Annotated in this window: 13 protein-coding genes; 7 read left to right on the top strand and 6 right to left on the bottom strand. The window is 65.7% G+C overall.

The annotated features are described in order from the left end of the window. Positions 1-81 precede the first annotated feature (81 nt). Positions 82-1,677 (top strand): adenylate/guanylate cyclase domain-containing protein, encoded by a 1,596-nt coding sequence (locus ACZYZF_RS14200; RefSeq protein WP_463746611.1) that lies wholly within the window; start codon positions 82-84, stop codon positions 1,675-1,677. A gap of 7 nt (positions 1,678-1,684) precedes the next feature. On the opposite strand, the gene ACZYZF_RS14205 is transcribed toward ACZYZF_RS14200, so the two are convergent. The 3 genes from ACZYZF_RS14205 to ACZYZF_RS14215 all read right to left on the bottom strand — a co-directional run bounded on the left by ACZYZF_RS14205 (position 1,685) and on the right by ACZYZF_RS14215 (position 4,948). Beyond that, the gene (locus tag ACZYZF_RS14205) at positions 1,685-3,298 is read right to left on the bottom strand and encodes a serine/threonine-protein kinase (RefSeq protein WP_463836022.1); all 1,614 of its coding nucleotides are present in this window, start codon (positions 3,296-3,298) and stop codon (positions 1,685-1,687) included. A gap of 101 nt (positions 3,299-3,399) precedes the next feature. Beyond that, a complete protein-coding gene (fmdA, locus tag ACZYZF_RS14210) occupies positions 3,400-4,656 on the bottom strand; it encodes a formamidase (RefSeq protein ID WP_463746609.1) in 1,257 nt (418 codons plus the stop codon). Between the two features lie 10 nt (positions 4,657-4,666). After that, the gene (locus tag ACZYZF_RS14215; RefSeq protein ID WP_463836173.1) at positions 4,667-4,948 is read right to left on the bottom strand and encodes an FmdB family zinc ribbon protein; all 282 of its coding nucleotides are present in this window, start codon (positions 4,946-4,948) and stop codon (positions 4,667-4,669) included. Between the two features lie 172 nt (positions 4,949-5,120). Between ACZYZF_RS14215 and ACZYZF_RS14220 the strand changes: the two genes are divergently transcribed. The 4 genes from ACZYZF_RS14220 (at position 5,121) to ACZYZF_RS14235 (ending at position 12,450) form a co-directional block, all read left to right on the top strand. Next, positions 5,121-5,930, top strand: a complete 810-nt coding sequence (locus tag ACZYZF_RS14220; protein ID WP_463836024.1) for a type IV toxin-antitoxin system AbiEi family antitoxin domain-containing protein — start codon at positions 5,121-5,123, stop codon at positions 5,928-5,930. A gap of 281 nt (positions 5,931-6,211) precedes the next feature. Continuing rightward, the gene (locus ACZYZF_RS14225; RefSeq protein WP_463836026.1) at positions 6,212-8,146 is read left to right on the top strand and encodes an ABC transporter ATP-binding protein/permease; all 1,935 of its coding nucleotides are present in this window, start codon (positions 6,212-6,214) and stop codon (positions 8,144-8,146) included. A gap of 141 nt (positions 8,147-8,287) precedes the next feature. Further along, a complete protein-coding gene (locus ACZYZF_RS14230; protein WP_463746606.1) occupies positions 8,288-11,140 on the top strand; it encodes an MMPL/RND family transporter in 2,853 nt (950 codons plus the stop codon). 143 nt (positions 11,141-11,283) lie between these two features. Further along, entirely contained in the window at positions 11,284-12,450 is a 1,167-nt protein-coding gene (locus ACZYZF_RS14235) for a N(5)-(carboxyethyl)ornithine synthase (RefSeq protein ID WP_463836027.1), read from the top strand. Between the two features lie 4 nt (positions 12,451-12,454). On the opposite strand, the gene ACZYZF_RS14240 is transcribed toward ACZYZF_RS14235, so the two are convergent. After that, on the bottom strand, positions 12,455-13,027 hold the full coding sequence (locus ACZYZF_RS14240) for a TetR/AcrR family transcriptional regulator (RefSeq protein ID WP_463836029.1): 573 nt from the start codon (positions 13,025-13,027) through the stop codon (positions 12,455-12,457). Between the two features lie 79 nt (positions 13,028-13,106). Here ACZYZF_RS14240 and ACZYZF_RS14245 point away from each other — a divergent pair, with 79 nt between their 5' ends. Continuing rightward, positions 13,107-14,282 carry an FAD-dependent monooxygenase gene (locus tag ACZYZF_RS14245; protein WP_463836031.1) on the top strand — a complete coding sequence of 392 codons (1,176 nt, stop codon included), beginning with the start codon at positions 13,107-13,109 and terminating at the stop codon, positions 14,280-14,282. Between the two features lie 148 nt (positions 14,283-14,430). Here ACZYZF_RS14245 and ACZYZF_RS14250 read toward each other — a convergent pair whose 3' ends face one another. Together ACZYZF_RS14250 and phoA are read right to left on the bottom strand one after the other, a co-directional pair. Then, positions 14,431-14,889 (bottom strand): hypothetical protein, encoded by a 459-nt coding sequence (locus tag ACZYZF_RS14250; RefSeq protein ID WP_463836032.1) that lies wholly within the window; start codon positions 14,887-14,889, stop codon positions 14,431-14,433. Positions 14,890-15,010: 121 nt separating this feature from the next. Beyond that, the gene (gene phoA / locus ACZYZF_RS14255) at positions 15,011-16,510 is read right to left on the bottom strand and encodes an alkaline phosphatase (protein WP_463836034.1); all 1,500 of its coding nucleotides are present in this window, start codon (positions 16,508-16,510) and stop codon (positions 15,011-15,013) included. 259 nt (positions 16,511-16,769) lie between these two features. On the opposite strand from phoA, the gene ACZYZF_RS14260 reads away from it, so the two are divergent. Then, a complete protein-coding gene (locus tag ACZYZF_RS14260) occupies positions 16,770-17,258 on the top strand; it encodes a hypothetical protein (RefSeq protein ID WP_463836035.1) in 489 nt (162 codons plus the stop codon). Positions 17,259-17,295: the final 37 nt, after the last annotated feature.

A 17,295-nucleotide genomic window follows, 5' to 3' on the forward strand; every position in this document is an offset into this window, starting at 1 on the left:
CAGATTGACTCCGCACACCGACCCGAAACAGGTAGCCGACTACCCTATCGGCCGTTCGGGTTACGCGCGCAAGCTCAGCTCATGGACGTCACCGTCAACGGTTTGTCCCACCTCAGGACGCCCGTCGCTGTCGCCCCCGCCGTCATCGCCCGCGACGCCGGGGCCCAACTTCGTGATCTGACATTCAAGCGCTGGGTGCGCAGTGCGGCCGTCGTCGGCGCCGGTGGCGGCGGGATAGTCGGCGCGTTCCTGGCCTTCGCCGCCCCCATCGTGTTGAGCCCGGCGGACACCCAGCGCCTGATTTTGCGCGGCGGCACCGTACTCGTCGTGTTCCTGGCAGTCGCGGTCCCGGTGATGATGCGGGTACGGCGCCACCGGTTCGCCGCCGGCACCGCGTGGCTCAGTGAGGGCCGCCGGCCCACGCCGCGGGAACAGCGGCTGACGCTCGGCGCCTCCGGGGAAGCGGTGCGGTTGTCGGCCGCGGTGTGGGGTGTCGGCGCGGTGATCTTCGGCTCGCTGGCGCTCAGTCAAGAGGTGTCCACCGCGGTGTACATCTTCAGCGTGGTGGCGCTGGGCGGTATCTCGACGAGCGCGGTCTGGTACCTGATCGTCGAGCGGGTCATGCGGCCGGTGTCGGCTCGTGCCCTCGACGGCACCACCCCGGACCGGCGAGTCGGGCCGACGATCGGGCGCAGGCTGGTGATGGCCTGGCTATTGGCCACCGGGGTTCCGCTGTTCGGCATCGCGGTACTGGCGGTCGGCTACCTCGGCGACATCGGCTTCCGGGCCCAACGCACCTTCGCGGCCATCCTGATCCTGGTGGCCGTGGCGATCGTGGTCGGGCTGTTCGCGATCCTGATCGCCATCCGGTCGGTCACCGAACGTGTCACCGCGCTGCGCCGGGCACTGGGGCAGGTGCAGGCAGGTGACTTCACTGCGCGGGTCGAGGTCGATGACGCCAGCGAGATCGGGCGCCTGCAAGCAGGTTTCAACACGATGACGGCGGGTCTGGCCGAACGGGAGCGCATCCGCGACACCTTCGGCACCTACGTGGATCGCGATGTGGCCGAACACATCCTGTGCGCCGTCGGGTCAGTGCAGGCGCAGGAGGTGGACGTCACGCTCATGTTCGTCGACGTCCGTGGATTCACCGCGCTCGCCGAGCGGTTGCAGCCGACCGAGGTGGTCACCACGCTCAACCGGCTTTTCGAGCGGATCGTCCCGATCGTGCACGCCCACGGCGGCCACGTCGACAAGTACGCGGGCGACGGCCTGATGGCCGTCTTCGGCGCACCCCGGCGCCAGGACCGTCACGCTGACGACGCCTTGGGCGCAGCGTTGCAGATCGCGGCCGCCGTGCACGACGAGTTCAGCGGCACACTGTCGGTGGGCGTCGGGCTGAACTCCGGGCCGGTGGTGGCCGGAAATGTCGGTGGCGCAGGACGTTTGGAGTTCTCCGTGATCGGCGACGCGGTGAACATCGCCTCCCGGGTTGAATCCGCGACCCGCCAGACCGGCGACACCGTGCTTTTCACGGCTGCCACCTTGAGTCAACTCACCAGGGACCAAGGTGTTTTCGAGGCCCGCCCAGGGCTGACTCTCAAGGGCAAGACCAATCCGGTGGCCCTGTATGCCCCGGTTCCGGCAAGAACCACCGCAGTGAAAACTGCGTCCTGAGAGGGCGTCAGCGCTGGCCGTACTCCAGGGGCGGTTCCGACGAATCGACATGGCCGTAGCTGCTGATGGTGAGACCGTCGGGGCCGACCTCATAGCGTGCACCGTCGGCGGGATTGGTCGCCACGAAGCCATTGCCGGAACGCTCGGCGGTGGGAATCTGGAGATTGGCACCGTCGCTGAGGCGCTCGCCGCGGTAAGAGAAGGAATCGGGCCCGCTCTGGCAGATCACCGCCAGCGAGGACGCGGTCCGGATGACGGCGGCGGGGGTGGTTCCCTCGAGGCAGCGCGCGGTGTGGTCGATGAAGCCCTGCTCGTCGGTGCCGCTCACGTCGGCCGTCGCCGAACCGGCCTTCGTGGTGCTCGTCGGCGCCTCGGAAGCCGAGCTCGGCTGGGACGGCACGGCCGGCGTCTCACGTGTGGAGGCGCCGTCGCCGCCACTGGCCAGGACCGCGGCCAGCACGGCAGCGATCCCGAAGAACCCCACCGACACCATGATCAGGATGAGCTGGGTCCGGCTCAACCGCGGTTTGCGCGCCGGCGCCTGCGGCAACTGAGGTGGGGGCGGTGCCGGCGGATACGGGGTGAACCCGGTGTGATCCGGGTTCGGGTAGATCGAGGAGAACTCGCGGGTGCCCGGCGTATGCGGCGGTGCCGGTCGCGGCGGTGGCGTCGGGGCCGGTGCGGGCGCCGTTTCGGGCGGCATAACAGGTGATGCCGCTGTCGGCTCAGGTGCAGATGCAGGTGTTGGTGCTGGTGCTGGTGCTGGTGCCGCAGCGGAGGTCGCGGCGCCGGCCGCGGCGCGGGCTGCCTTGGCCAGCTCGCCGGCACTGGTATAGCGATCGACGGCGTCCTTGGCCATGCCCTTGGCGACGACCTCGTCGAATGCGCGCGGTATGCCGCGACGCATGATGCTGGGCCGCGGCGCCGGGGAGAACATGTGCGCACTCATCAGCTGGCGCAGATCACCGGTCTCGAACGGTGGCCGGCCGATCATCATCTCGTAGAGCAGGCAGGTCAACGCATAGACGTCGGCGGCCGGTCCGACCGGGCCACCGGAGAACCGCTCGGGCGCCATGTAGGCGCTCGATCCGATCAGCACGCCCGTCATCGTGACGCTGGCCTCACCCCCGACGTGGGCGATACCGAAATCCACCAGGTAGGCGAAGTCGTCCGGGGTGAGCAGTACGTTCTCCGGCTTGATGTCGCGGTGTACCAGGCCGTCGGCGTGCGCGGCGTCGAGCGCCGCGGCCACCTGGGTGACGATCGCGGTGGCGCGTCCCGGAGTGAGCGGTCCGTGGGTCCGCAGCAGTTCCTTGACGCTGGCGCCGTCGACCAGACGCATGTCGATGTACAGAACGCCGTCGATCTCGCCGAAATCGTGCACCGGGATGACGTGGGGTTCCTGCAGCCGCGCCGCCACCCGGGATTCACGCCGGAACCGCGCCTGAAAGCTCGCGTCGGCGGCGATCTCGGTGCGCAGCAGTTTGACCGCCACCATCCGCTCTTTGACCGTGTCGTAGGCGCGGTACACCTCACCCATTCCACCGACACCGATCAGCGATTTCAGCTCATACGGCCCGAACCGGGTGCCGAGGCGCGAGGCACCGGGAGGCGGCGTCATTGCACGTTCCTTTCAGCCCTCCCCGACTGTCAACGGTCCGCCGACCGTGCCGGCACCGGCGCGGCGCATCGGGGTCCGGTGACGAGGATATACGTGTGCCGTCAGCCGAACGACGAGTGCGGGGCCCCCATACCAGGGTCGATCTTCGTCGGCCCCGAGGCCGACGGCGCGATCGGGAAATCGAAGATCGCAGTCGGGATGTACACCGTCGCACAGGCATTCGGAATGTCGACCACACCGGACAGGCGTCCCTCGATGGGCGCGGCACCCAACAGCAGGTAGGCCTGCTCGGGGCTGTAGCCGAATTTCGTCAGGTAGTCGATCGCGTGCAGGCACGCGCGCTGGTAGGACAGGTGTGAGTCCAGGTAGCGCTGCTCACCGTCCAGGGTCACCGAGGTGCCGGAGAAGGCGAGCCACTCGGAGTACTGCGGATCGGTGTTGCCGGGCATGAATATGGCGTTCTCACTCACGCCGTAGGTCTCCATGCCGCCGGGGATGACATCGACGCGTAAGTCGATGAAGCCGCCCATCTCGATGGCACCGCAGAACGTGATCTCGCCGTCGCCCTGCGAGAAGTGTAGGTCGCCGACCGAGAGGTTCGCCCCGTCGACGTACACCGGATAGAACACCCGGCTGCCTTTGGTGAGGTTCTTGATGTCCTGGTTGCCACCGTTCTCCCGCGGCGGCGCGGTGCGGGCCGCCTCGCCGGCGGCCTTGGTGAAAGCCTCCCCGGTCAGCCCGCCGAGGATGGCGTCGCGCGGTTCGGGCGGCAGGGCCAGCGGCGGTACCCGGTCGGGGTCGGTGGCGATCAGCGCGGCCTCGCGGGTGTTCCACTTCGCCAGCAGTCCGGTCGAGGGCGCGGTGCCCATCAATCCCGGGTGCACGATGCCGGTGAACTCCACGTGCGGGACATGGCGTGAGGTGGCCTTCTGACCCGAGAAGTCCCAGATCGCCTTGTAGGCGTCGGGGAATTGATCGGTCAGGAACCCGCCGCCGTTGAGCTTGGGAAAGATGCCCGTGTAGCCCCAACCCTGGCCGGCCAGCGGCCCGGAATCCTCCTGCGGGATGGGGCCTACGTCGAGGATGTCGACGATCAGAAGATCGCCGGGCTTGGCGCCCTCGACGGCGATCGGGCCGGAGAGCACGTGCACTGTCGTCAACGGTGCGTTGAGGATGTCGTCGGCCGAATCGTCGTTGACGATCGCGCCGTCGAACCATTCGCGACAGTGCACCCGGAACGAATCCCCCTGCTTGACCGTCACCGCGGCCGGGATGTCCGGATGCCACCGGTTGTGGCCCAGCTTCTCCTGATCGGTGAACTTCTTGGTCGAGTCGAGCGGGAAGACAAGCTCGGGCATTGATCCTCCTTCAGGGACGGGGCAATTTTTGGTGAAGCGGATTGGTGGTGACTTTCTGCCGCCGGCCGCCCGACCGCGGTCCGGCCACCATTGCGGGACGGTCGGCCGACGCGCGCGTCGCGTCCTGCAGCGCCATGGCGGTCGAGCCGCCACGGCCGAGGTTCGGCGAAGAGATCATTCGGCGGGCGGACGCGCCGCAACTCGGGCACTCGATCACGTCGGGCCGAGCATTCATCGAAAATCGCTGTTCGGTGGACGAACAGCCGGACTCGCAGCGAAACACATAGAGCACCAACAGATTTCCTAACGGTCCGAGGGCGGACCCATGCGACGCTACTCGAGTAGTCCGGCTCAACGCGGCGGTTTGCAGTCACTATGTGGCAGCGATCCGCCGCGTAAGCGGTTATCCACAGATCACCGAAGTGCTCTGGTGGCCGTCGCGCCGCTCGACAAGGATCGAAGCGGTGGGAGTCGAGGATGTGCTTCGGCAGCACGACGGGGTGATATCGCGTCGGCAGGCGCTGGATGCGGGATTGCCCGAGCATGAGATCCGGCGGTTGCTCAGGCGCAACGAGTGGGCGCGGGTCCACGCCGGCGTGTACGTCGATCACACCGGACCGCTGACCTGGCTGCAACGTACCTGGGGTGCAGTGCTTTACGCGGCCCCGGCGGCACTGTGCCTCGAATCGGCCTTGGGCACTGAAACGCCTCTCATCCATGTCGCCATCGAGCGACAACGGTCGACATTGGCTGAGCCGGCCGGCGTCCGCATTCACCGCGTCGCACACCTCCGAGAGCGTGTGCTGTGGAACGTCGGCCCACCCAGGATGCGCTACGAGGAAGCCACACTCGACGTCTCCTGCCGGGCCGGCTCCGAACTCGATGCCATTGCGGTCCTGGCCAATGCGTGCCAATCGCGACGAACGACCGCACGGCGGCTGCTGCAAGTGCTCGATTCTCGGGGGCGGCTCCGGCGTCGCCGATGGCTGCGGGCAGTACTGCTCGATATCGCCGACGGCACCTGCTCGGTGCTTGAGCACGGCTATCTCGTTCGTGTCGAGCGAGCGCATGGTTTACCGCGGGCCACGCGACAGAAGCGGTCCGCCTCATCGGTGGGTGTCTGCTATCGCGATTCAGAGTACGACGAGCGGCTCGTCGTTGAGCTCGACGGACGCGTCTATCACGACTCGGTGGCCGCGCGGAACCAGGATTTCGAGCGGGATCTCGACGCCGCAGTAGACGGCCGGTCCACCGTCAGGCTGTCCTACGCGTAGGTTTTCGACCGGCCATGTCAGACCGCCGGCAAGATCGCTGCGGTGCTGCAACGGCACGGGATCGCCGTAGTGGGCCGCCCGTGCGGGCCAGCGTGCGGGTTCGAACTGCTCGACCGCGCCGCGTAGCCGTCAATGCGGCGGATTGCGGTCACTATTGAGCAGCAATCCACCGCCCAACTACGTAAGCGGGTGCGGCGTGGATGGACTCGGGCCCTGACCCGCTGCGGTAGCTTCCACGCAGACACGTCTGGTACTCCAGTCGGCACATCAGGAGGGCCCCGGTGACTGATCTGAAGCCGTTCACGCCTTCGATCGACTGGAGCAACGAGCTGCTGCACTCCCTGTGGTGGCTGGTCCAGGCCTGGACCATCACCGCGGTCTGCACCCTGGCCGTCCTGATCCTCATCGCCCGTTTCACCAGCTGGGGCCGACAGTTCTGGGCCGTCACCGGCGCCTACTTCACCGGGAGCCACAGCCTCAGGCCATGGCTGACGCTGGCGGCGATCTTGTTGTCGGTGATCATCAATGTGCGACTGTCGGTGTTGTTCAGCTACCAGGGCAACGACCTGTTCACCTCCGCCCAGGTCGCCGTCGAGGGCTTGGCCACCGGCAACGACGAGGTGAGAACTTCAGGGATCAGGGGTTTCTGGATCGCGCTGGCGACCTTCATGGTGCTGGCCGCGATCCTGGTCACCCGCGTGCTGGTCGACCTATTCATGACGCAGCGTTTCATGCTGGCCTGGCGTGCCTGGCTGACCGATCGGCTGACCGGCGACTGGCTCGACGGTCGTGCCTACTACCGGTCCCGGTTCATCGACCAGACCATCGACAACCCGGATCAGCGCATCCAGTCCGACATCGACGTGTTCACCGCACTGTCGGGCCCGCAGCCCAATACCCCGCATCAGACCAGCAACGGCACTCTTCCCTTCGGCGCCATCTCGTCGATCGTCTCGGTCATCTCGTTCACCTCGATCCTGTGGAACCTCTCGGGTGATCTCACCCTGTTCGGCATCGAGATACCGCGCGCGATGTTCTGGTCGGTGTTCGTTTATGTCGCGTTCGCCACCGTGGTCGCGTTCGCGCTCGGCCGTCCGCTGATCCGGCTCTCGTTCAACAACGAAAAGTTCAATGCCGCATTCCGTTACGCGTTGGTGCGCCTGCGCGACGCCGCCGAGTCGGTCGCGCTCTATCGCGGCGAGAAGGTCGAACGGTCGCAGCTGCGGGAACGTTTTGCGGCGGTCGTCACGAACTACAAGCACTTCGTCAACCGGACCATGGCCTTCACCGGCTGGAATCTGTCGATGAACCACATCATCATTCCGCTGCCCTGGATGTTGCAGGCACCGAGATTGTTCACCGGCCAGATCCAGCTCGGTACGGTCAATCAGTCGGTGGCCGCATTCGGCGCGATTCAGGATGCGTTGTCGTTCTTCCGCAATTCCTATGACACCTTCGCGGGCTACCGCGCCTCGATCATGCGTCTGCACGGGCTGGTCACCGCCGACGAGCAGAGCCGAGCGCTGCCCAAGTTGGACGTCTCGGATCTGGCCGCCAACGCCGACAGCCTGGTCGAACTCGGCGATGTCGAAGTACGCAACCCGGCCGGCGAGCAGTTGATCGACGCTCTCAGCCTGACCCTGACCGCCGGCGAGGCGATGATCGTCACCGGCAAGTCGGGCACCGGCAAGACCACATTGCTCCGCAGCATCGCCCAACTCTGGCCCTACGCCTCAGGCTCCGTGCGGTGCCCGCAGGGCGACAACGAAACGCTCTATCTGTCGCAGGTGCCCTACATGCCGTTGGGTGACCTGCGGACCGTGGTGTCCTATCCGCAGCAGCCCGGGGCGTTGCCCGACACGGCGCTACACGATGCCCTGCTCGCGGTCGCACTGCCGCGCTACGTCGACCGACTCGACGAGGATGCCGACTGGGCCAAGGTGCTCTCCCCCGGCGAACAGCAACGCGTCGCATTCGCCCGCGTGCTGCTGACCAAACCCAAGGTGGCGTTTCTCGACGAGGCGACCTCGGCGCTCGACGAACCGCTGGAGTTCATGATCTACAGCCTGATCCGTCGCGACCTACCGGACACCGTGCTGGTCAGCGTCACCCACCGCTCCACGGTCCACCGTCATCACAACACCCACCTGGAACTGCTCGGCGAGGGACAGTGGCGGCTGGGCCGCGTCGACGACATCGAACCGGTCGGCGTGTAATGCCTGCTCACGACGGCGGGCCCACCCGTTGCCGCCGCCGTCTGGTAGGACAGTGGGAACGACACGACGTAGTAAGGTAAGCCTTCGCACAATGCCCGACCGCTGCCTCGTGTTCTCGCTACCGACCACCAAGGGTTTCTGATGGCCGATTCCAGAGCCCCCCACACCGGGGTTGCTCGATGGATCCGTCGACTCGCCATTCCGGTGATTGTCGGCTGGATCGCCCTCCTCGCTTTTCTGAGCGTGACCGTTCCCCCGCTCGAGGTGGTCGGCCAGATGCGCTCGGTGTCGATGAGCCCCGACGAGGCACCGTCGGTGATCGCGATGAAGCGTGTCGGCAAGGTGTTCGACGAGTTTCACTCCGACAGCTCGGCGATGATCGTGCTGGAGGCCCAGGGGGACCACAAACTCGGCGACGACGCGCATCGGTTCTACAACGACATGGTCGACCGGCTCGAGGCCGACAAGAAACACGTCGAGCATGTGCAGGATTTCTGGGGCGACCCGCTGACCGAGGCCGGCGCCCAGAGCAATGACGGTAAAGCCGCCTATGTGCAGGTATATCTGGCCGGCAACATGGGTGAGTTGCTGGCCAACGAATCGGTGGAAGCCGTCCAGAAGCTGATCGCCGAGCTGTCCCCGCCGCCGGGTCTCAAGGTGTACGTCACCGGCCCCACCGCCCTGGCAGCCGATCAGCAGATCTCCGGCGATCGCAGCGTCAAGATCATCGAAGGCGTCACGTTCCTCGTCATCATCACGATGCTGCTGCTGGTGTACCGGTCGATCATCACGGTGCTCCTGGTGCTGGCGATGGTGGTGATCGAGCTGTCGGTGGCCCGCGGCTTCGTCGCATTCCTGGGCTATCACAACCTGATCGGCCTCTCGACCTTCGCGACACAGCTTCTGGTCACGCTCGCGATCGCCGCGGCCACCGATTACGCCATCTTCCTGATCGGGCGATATCAGGAAGCCCGCAGTGTGGGCGAGGACCGAGAACAGGCGTATTACACGATGTTCCACGGCACTGCGCATGTGGTGCTCGGCTCCGGCATGACGATCGCCGGGGCGACATTGTGTCTGCATTTCACCCGGCTGCCCTATTTCCAGACCCTGGGTATCCCGATGGCCGTCGGTATGACCGTCACGGTGCTGGCCGCGCTGACGCTGGGGCCCGCGGTGATCACGGTGGCCAGCCGATTCGGCAAGGTACTCGAGCCCAAACGCGCCATGCGCATCCGTTTCTGGCGGCGGCTGGGAGCCTTCGTGGTCCGCTGGCCGGGCCCGGTGCTGCTGGGCACCATCCTGCTGTCGCTGGTCGGTCTACTGACCCTGCCGGGCTACCGGACCAACTACAACGACCGCAACTACCTGCCCACCGATCTGCCGGCGCAGGAGGGCTACGCCGCGGCCGACCGGCATTTCTCGGCCGCGAAGATGAACCCCGAGCTGGTGCTCATCGAAACCGACCATGACGTCCGCAATTCGGCCGACTTCCTGGTGATCGACAGGATCGCCAAGAAGATCTTCGAGGTGCCCGGAGTCGGGAGCGTGCAGGCCATCACCCGCCCGCAGGGTGAACCGCTGGAGTTCAGCACCATTCCCGCGCAGATGAGCATGGGCGGGGTCATGCAGACCATGAACCGCAAATATCTCACCGACCGCGCCGACGACATGTTGCTGCAGGCCGACGAGATGCAGAAGACCATCAACACGATGGATCAGATGATCACGCTGATGGAGGAGATGAGCTCCATCACGCACAACATGGTCGGCAAGATGGACCAGATGGTCGTCGACGTGGCCGAATTACGGGACCACATCTCCGATTTCGACGACTTCCTGCGTCCGCTGCGCAACTACCTGTACTGGGAACCGCACTGCTACGACATCCCGGTCTGCTGGTCGATGCGTTCGGTGTTCGACGGTCTGGACGGTGTCGACACCATGACCGACAGCATCCAGCAGATGATGCCCGACATGCACCGCCTCGACGCCTTGATGCCGCAGATGGCCACCATGATGCAGCCGCAGATCGAGACCATGCGGACGATGAAGACGATGATGCTGACGATGTACCAGACCCAGAAGGGTCTGCAGGATCAAATGGCCGCGATGCAGGACAACCAGACCGCCATGGGCACCGCGTTCAACGACGCCAAGAACGACGACACCTTCTATCTGCCGCCGGAGATCTTCAACAACGCGGACTTCAAGCGTGGAATGAAGAGCTTCATCTCCCCCGACGGAAAAGCGGTGCGTTTCATCATCTCTCACGAGGGTGACCCGCTGACGCCCGAAGGCATCAAGCTGATCGACGGGATCAAGCTGGCCGCCAAGGAAGCCATGAAGAACACGCCGTTCGAGGGTTCCAAGGTCTACATGGGCGGTACGGCGTCGGCCTTCAAGGATATGCAGGAGGGCAACAACTACGACCTGATCATCGCCGGAATCTCGGCCATGTGCCTGATTTTCATCATCATGCTGATCATCACGCGCAGTTTGGTGGCGGCCGCGGTGATCGTCGGTACCGTGTTGGTCTCGTTGGGGACATCGTTCGGCCTGTCGGTCCTGGTGTGGCAGCACCTGCTGGGCATCGAACTGCATTTCATGGTGATGGCGATGGCGGTGATCGTGCTGTTGGCCGTCGGCGCGGACTACAACCTGCTGTTGGTGGCACGACTCAAAGAGGAGCTGCCCGCAGGAATCAACACCGGAATCATCCGCGCCATGGGCGGCAGCGGATCGGTGGTGACCGCGGCGGGACTGGTGTTCGCGTTCACCATGATGTCGATGGTGGTCAGCGAGATGATCGTGGTCGCCCAGGTGGGATCGACGATCGGGCTTGGTCTGTTGTTCGACACCCTGGTGATCCGGTCCTTCATGACCCCGTCGATCGCGGCACTGATGGGCCGCTGGTTCTGGTGGCCGCAGCTGGTGCGCCAGCGTCCGGCGCGCGGCGTGGTGGCGCGGGCGATGGAGCGCACCGGCCGCTGACAGGCTGTTTGGTTCTGGTGGCCCTCCGCTCCGCGTAGTGTCAAGGGCATCGGGACCACTCAGGCCCTCACAATCAAGGGGCCCAGCGATGTCTGACATATCTCCTCGAAGATCCATGGTTCACCCCATCGAGGTGTCCCAACATGACCAAAAGCGCTGAGGTGAAGCAGCTTTCGTTAGGCGTTCTGGCCCACTCGCGGAAACCCAACGAGCGTAGGCTGCCGATTCACCCAGCCCACTTCAGCAGGATCGATCCACCGATGCGGCAGCGGGTCTTCCTCGAGCGCGGCTACGGCGAGGAGTTCGGCGCCACCGATGACGCACTGGCCGAACTGGTCGGCGGCATCAGGACACGCGAGGAGATCATCGCGAACTGCGATGTCATCCTGCTGCCCAAGGTGCAGGCGGCTGATCTGGCGGAGCTCAGGGTCGGACAGGTCGTCTGGGGATGGCCGCACTGCGTGCAGGACGCGGCCCTCACTCAGATCGCCATCGACCGCCGGCTGACGCTGATCGCCTTCGAGGCAATGAACCACTGGCAGGCCGATGGTGGATTCGGTCTGCACGTCTTCCATAAGAACAACGAGCTCGCCGGCTACTGCTCGGTGCTCCACGCCATGCAGCTGGCCGGAATCACCGGCAGCTACGGTCGTCGACTCCGCGCTGCCGTCATCGGATTCGGTGCGACGGCTCGCGGCGCGGTCACCGCTCTCAACGCCCACGGTGTCGATGATGTCCGTGTCCTGACCAACCGCGAGGTGGCAGCCGTCGGGTCGCCGATCCCCTCGACGCAGATCGTGCAGATGGGACGCGACAAGGAAACTCCCGAGCGGACGTGGGCCGACACACCAGACGACGGCGTGGTGCCGGTGGCTCGCTTCCTGGCCGAGAACGACATCATCGTCAACTGCGTGCTGCAAGATCCCAACGCTCCCCTCATCTTCGTCACCGAAGACGATCTGGCCATGTTCAACCCGGGCAGCCTGCTCGTCGATGTCTCCTGCGATGCCGGAATGGGGTTCAGCTGGGCGCGCCCGAGCTCGTTCACCGACCCGGTCTGCATGGTGGCCAACGGCGTCTACTACTACGCCGTGGACCACAGCCCGTCCTACCTGTGGAACTCGGCGACCTGGGAGATCAGCGAGGCGCTGATGCCGCACATCGAGACCGTGCTCGACGGCCCGGCAGCGTGGGATGCGGACAACACGATCTCGCGAGCCATCGAGATTCGTGACGGCGTCGCGCTGAACCCCGACATCCTGCAGTTTCAGCGTCGTCAGGATGCCTACCCGCATCCCGCCTACGGATAGATCCTCAGTTGACGGGTCTGCTGACGGCCGCGGCGATCAGGAGGTCGGCAGCGGCGTCGACCCGGGCGCGGTCGGAGGTGACCAGACCGTCCTGGCACAGCCCACGCAGGCCGGAGACCACCAATGTGGCACGCGCGCAGGCACTGTCGGCGGGGTGACCGATTGCTGACAGCGCCTGCGCGATCGGCGCGATCATGACCTCGACCGCGCTTCGGGCTGCCTCGCCGTACGTTTGAGGGTCGGTGACCGCCAGGCTGAGAACCTGCAACAGCAGGCGCACGTTGCGCCGTTCGCCGCCGCGGGTCAGCTCCCGCCACAAAGACCTTGCCGCATCCGTGAACTCGTCCGCACTGGTGACGGCGCTGAACATCTCCCCCAGCTGCGGCCGGCTTGCATCGAGCGCCTGCGCCAGCAACTCGGCGCGGTCGCCGAAGTAGTACAGCAACATGCGCTTGCTCGTTCCAAGCGCTTCGGCCATCGGCGCCAGCGACATCTCACCGATCCCGTGCTGCTCGAGGTAGCCGACGACACCGTTCAACAGTTCTTCACGTTTGACGGGATCCGCTGTCCTGGCCATACCTTGACTGTACCGATCGGTACATTTATAGTCAAAGGTGTATCGATCGGTACAGTTATTGCGGATTGAGGAGGAACTCATGACCGGGCTTCGAGTTGCCGTCGTGGGCGCCGGCATCGGCGGGTTGACTGCCGCGATTGCCATGCGTGCCAACGGAATCGACGCGACCGTGTACGAACAGGCGCACGAGCTGAAGGCGCTCGGCGCGGGGGTCTCGATAGCGACGAACGGATCGCGCATCCTGTCCCGCCTCGGGCTGGGCGATGCGGTGGGCGCGATCGCCGGACCGGTCACGCACTACCAGTTCCGCACCTGGCAGGCCGATCCGATCGCCGGTGAGCCGTCGAACCTCGGCTTCGGGGATCCGGCCAGGACCTGGTGCCTGCACCGCGGTGAGTTCCAGAGGGCCCTCGCCGACGCGCTACCCGCCGAGGCCCTGCAACTGGGCCGCTCATGTGTCGGAGTCACCGAAGACAGCGACGGGGTACACGTCGAATTCGCCGATGGCTCATCGGTCGACGCGGATCTGCTCGTTGGCGCCGACGGTATCCACTCGCGCCTTCAGGGCAAGGTGACGCGCGCGGCCGAACCGGTCAGCGAGGGAATCATGGCGTACCGCGGGCTGATTCCCGCCGAGCGGCTGCGCGGCACAGTCGACATGAATGCCAGCTCCATGTGGCTGGGCCCCCGCCAGAGCTTCCTGGCCTACCCGGTATCGGCGGGTGATCTCCTCAACATCGTGGCATTCGTCCCCACCAATCTCACGGTCGCCGAATCATGGACCGCCCCTGGTGAAGTCGCCGAACTCGCGGCCGCCTACCAGGGCTGGGATCCGAGGGTGTCGGCGATCATCGAGGCGATGGACTCCACGTTCCGCTGGGGCATCTACGATCGTGAGCCCCTGGACCGGTGGTCGACCGACCGGATCACCCTGCTGGGCGACAGCGCCCACGCGGTCACTCCGCATCTCGGGCAGGGCGCCAATCAGGCGATCGAAGATGCGATGACGTTGGCCGTGCTTCTTCGCGGCGCGCAGCCGGATCAGCTCGGTGCTCGTCTGCGGCGGTACGAGGACCTACGGATGGATCGCACGGGCCATGTGCGCCGGCAGGCGCGGCAGGCCGGGCGCATCTACCGCTCGACCGAACTCACCCCACAGGCACAAGCCGAACAATTGCATGCGATCCTCGACAGCGTCGCCATCAACACCTATGACGCCGAGCGGGTTGCCGAGAACACGGACCGGGCCGCCTGATTCACCGGATGAGCAGTGCCGCTTCCTGCGGAGTGACCAAGCGTTCCTGCTTGGCCGGATACCGCCGACTCTTGATGGGGCAACGGATCAGCGAAAGGGCGATCCGTGCGGTGCGTGTGTCAACTGATCGACTGATGTACACGGCGGTTCACTCCGTTCCGCTGATTGATCGTTCTCGACTTGGTACCGGATACACGATGCGTGGAGACACTGGGTTCACGGCTCCCCGGGCAGCATCGGCACCCCAGGGATCATCGGGTAGGCCCCGGTGGGTTGCTCGACGGCCGACCGGTTGCTGGACAGTGCCGACCGGCCCACCGAGACCCGGCTGAGCGTGCCGGCCTCCGGTCAGTATCGACAACAGGGACGCGTAGTCGTCGATGGCATTGACCAACGCACCGGGGTCGAACGGCACCGCGGGCGCCTGGTCATCGGAAGGCAGCGGTGCTCGCGGCGCGGCGGCCGCCAAACCGTTGCTCACCGTCAGGGTCGCCAGCGCGCCGGCGATGCTCAGCGCCGTATACCCGAACAGTCGGCCGAAGGTGGTGTGCGCTGTCATGGCGTTCTCCCCGATCTGACGTGGCGTGCACAAGTGCACTTGTGTCACTCGGGCAACACTGGTACTCAATAGTCACATTCAGGCCACGACACCATCACAAATCGCACGCTATGGCGTGGCTTTGCCTTTGCCCGCAATCCGCTGTGAAAAGGTGCCCCGCTCCAGAAGGTCAGTTGTCCTTCAGACCCAACGCTCGCGTCATGGTGAAGAACAGGTCGGTTTGATCGCTCAGGCCGACGACGTTGGCAGCGCCGGGACCGTAGGCCGCTATGCGCAACTGGGATCCGGTGTGGCCCTGGTCCATGGCGTCGAGGTTGTCCGAGGTGCCGTAGGAGACGGTCAGGTCCTGGCCATCCTTGCTGTGGAGCACGCGGGTCAGACCTGGGTAGATCGCGTCGCGGGTGACCTCGAACGGCAGCTTGGCTTCGGCAGCGGCGTCGCGGACGTCGTCGGCGCTCATGGACTCCACGATCTGGCTGCTGTGGGCGTGGTCGGCGGTGACGATGACCAGGGTGTCCTTGTTGTCCTTCGCGAAGTCGAGGGCCACCTTTGCGGCCTCGTCGAGGTCGACCGTCTCGCCGATCTGACCGCACGGGTTGGCGGCATGGTCCTGCTTGTCGATCGAGGCGCCCTCGACCTGAAGGAAGAATCCTCTCTCGTTGCCCTTGAGAAGGTCGATGGACTTCTCGGTCATGGCAGCCAGCGTGGGCACCGATGCGCCGCGGTCCGGATTGTCCTTGCACTCGACGGCCGGTTCCAGGTAGCCGGCCTTGCCGGCCACGGGGCCGCTCCACCGGGTCGGCATGTTGCCCTCGGCGAACAGGCCGAGCAACGGGGCATCCGGGTCGGCCTTGTCCGCCTTGCCGAGTTCGTCGGCGTTACGCACGATGGTGAAGCCGCGTTCCTTGGCCTGAACTTCGAGCGTCTTGCCTTGGTAATCCCCGGCTTTGGCGGTCTGCTGGAAGGTTTCGGCACCGCCGCCCATCACGACGTCCGCGCGGGTGTTGAGCAGCTGCTCGGTGATCGATCCGTTGCCGCCCTTCTCCAGGGCATTGGTCGGGCATTTCGCGGTCGTCTCATCCGGTCCGTAGCACTTGCGTCCGGTGACGTGCGCGAATTGCACCGCCGGTGTGGCGTCCTGGATCTCGGCGGTGGAGATGTCACCCGTCGCCCTGCCCGCGTCCTTGGCGAGCTGCAGCAGCGTCTTCTGATCCTTGCCGTGGATGTCGACCGAGATGGCGCCGTTGTAGGTCTTGGTGCCGGTGGCCCAGGCCGATCCGCTGGCGGCCGAATCGGTCACGTAGGTGGGCTTGCCGTCCTTGCCCACGGAGAAGTGGGTGTACTGGCCGGTCAGCGGGAAGGCGTCGAGACCCGGGAAGGCGCCGCCGGCGCCGTGGGCGTAGTTGCGGGCCACCGTGATCTCGGAGTCACCCATACCGTCGCCGATGAGCAGGATGACGTTTTTGGCGCCGGTGTTCTTGATGGAGTCTGCGATCAGCGCGGCCCGGTCATCGCCGGCTCGGGTGGCGCCGCCGTGCTCGGAGATGGCGCCTTTCGCGGCGGGCTCCAGCACCGGCAGCGACGCGTCGTCGTTCTTGCTGCCACCGCAGGCGGCGGCCAATGCCGCCGTACACACCAACGCCGTCACCGCATACCGCCTGCGCGTCATCCACGTCTCCGTATCGTCATCGTCGTCATCTCCGTCAAGCCCACACATGGTCGAAGCCGCAGGTGAACCGGTGCTTTCCCGACAGTCGACGCCCGGGTAACGACAATCAAACAGATAGCCGGTCTATCGGCGGCGGCGGTTGCGGCAAGGGGTTCGGCCCATTGTTGCCATCGGAACTACCTGGCCATTTATGGCGTCAATATCGTCCAAGCGCCTTTGCCCGCGTTGGTACGGTGCGGCGAGACGAACGGGGATGGCCATGACGAAGCACACCACAACCTGCCTCATCGGGGCGATGGCGATCGGCCTGGCCGCCACGGCGTGCAGCCCGGTGACCGAGAAGGCCCAGGCCACCACGACGACTGCGCCGGCCGGCGCCGACGCGACCACCACCGCAGCCGGGGACGGCGCATCCGTGGCGTCGCTGTTGCCGACACCGGCCGACGTGCAGCAGAGCAGAGGACCCGACGATATCGCCGACGGCGGAATCCACCTGCACTACCAGGTCAACGGGTCGCCGAATGATGTGATGACCGCATACAAGAACGCGCTGCAGAACAAGGGCTGGACGGTCACGACGATCATCACCTCGAGCGGCGGAGGCGGAGGCGGCGCCACCTACACCGGAACCCACGGCGACGCCTACGGGGTGTTCGACGGCGGCGGGTATGCCGAGACCACCTACATCGACGTATGCAGTTGGCCCGCCAAGCCGGCGAATCCGAACTGCAGCCGCGGCGATCGTTAGCGACGCTCCTCGGGGCCAGTTGCGCATCCGGTCACCG

The organism is Mycobacterium sp. IDUB_24, from assembly GCF_055419385.1.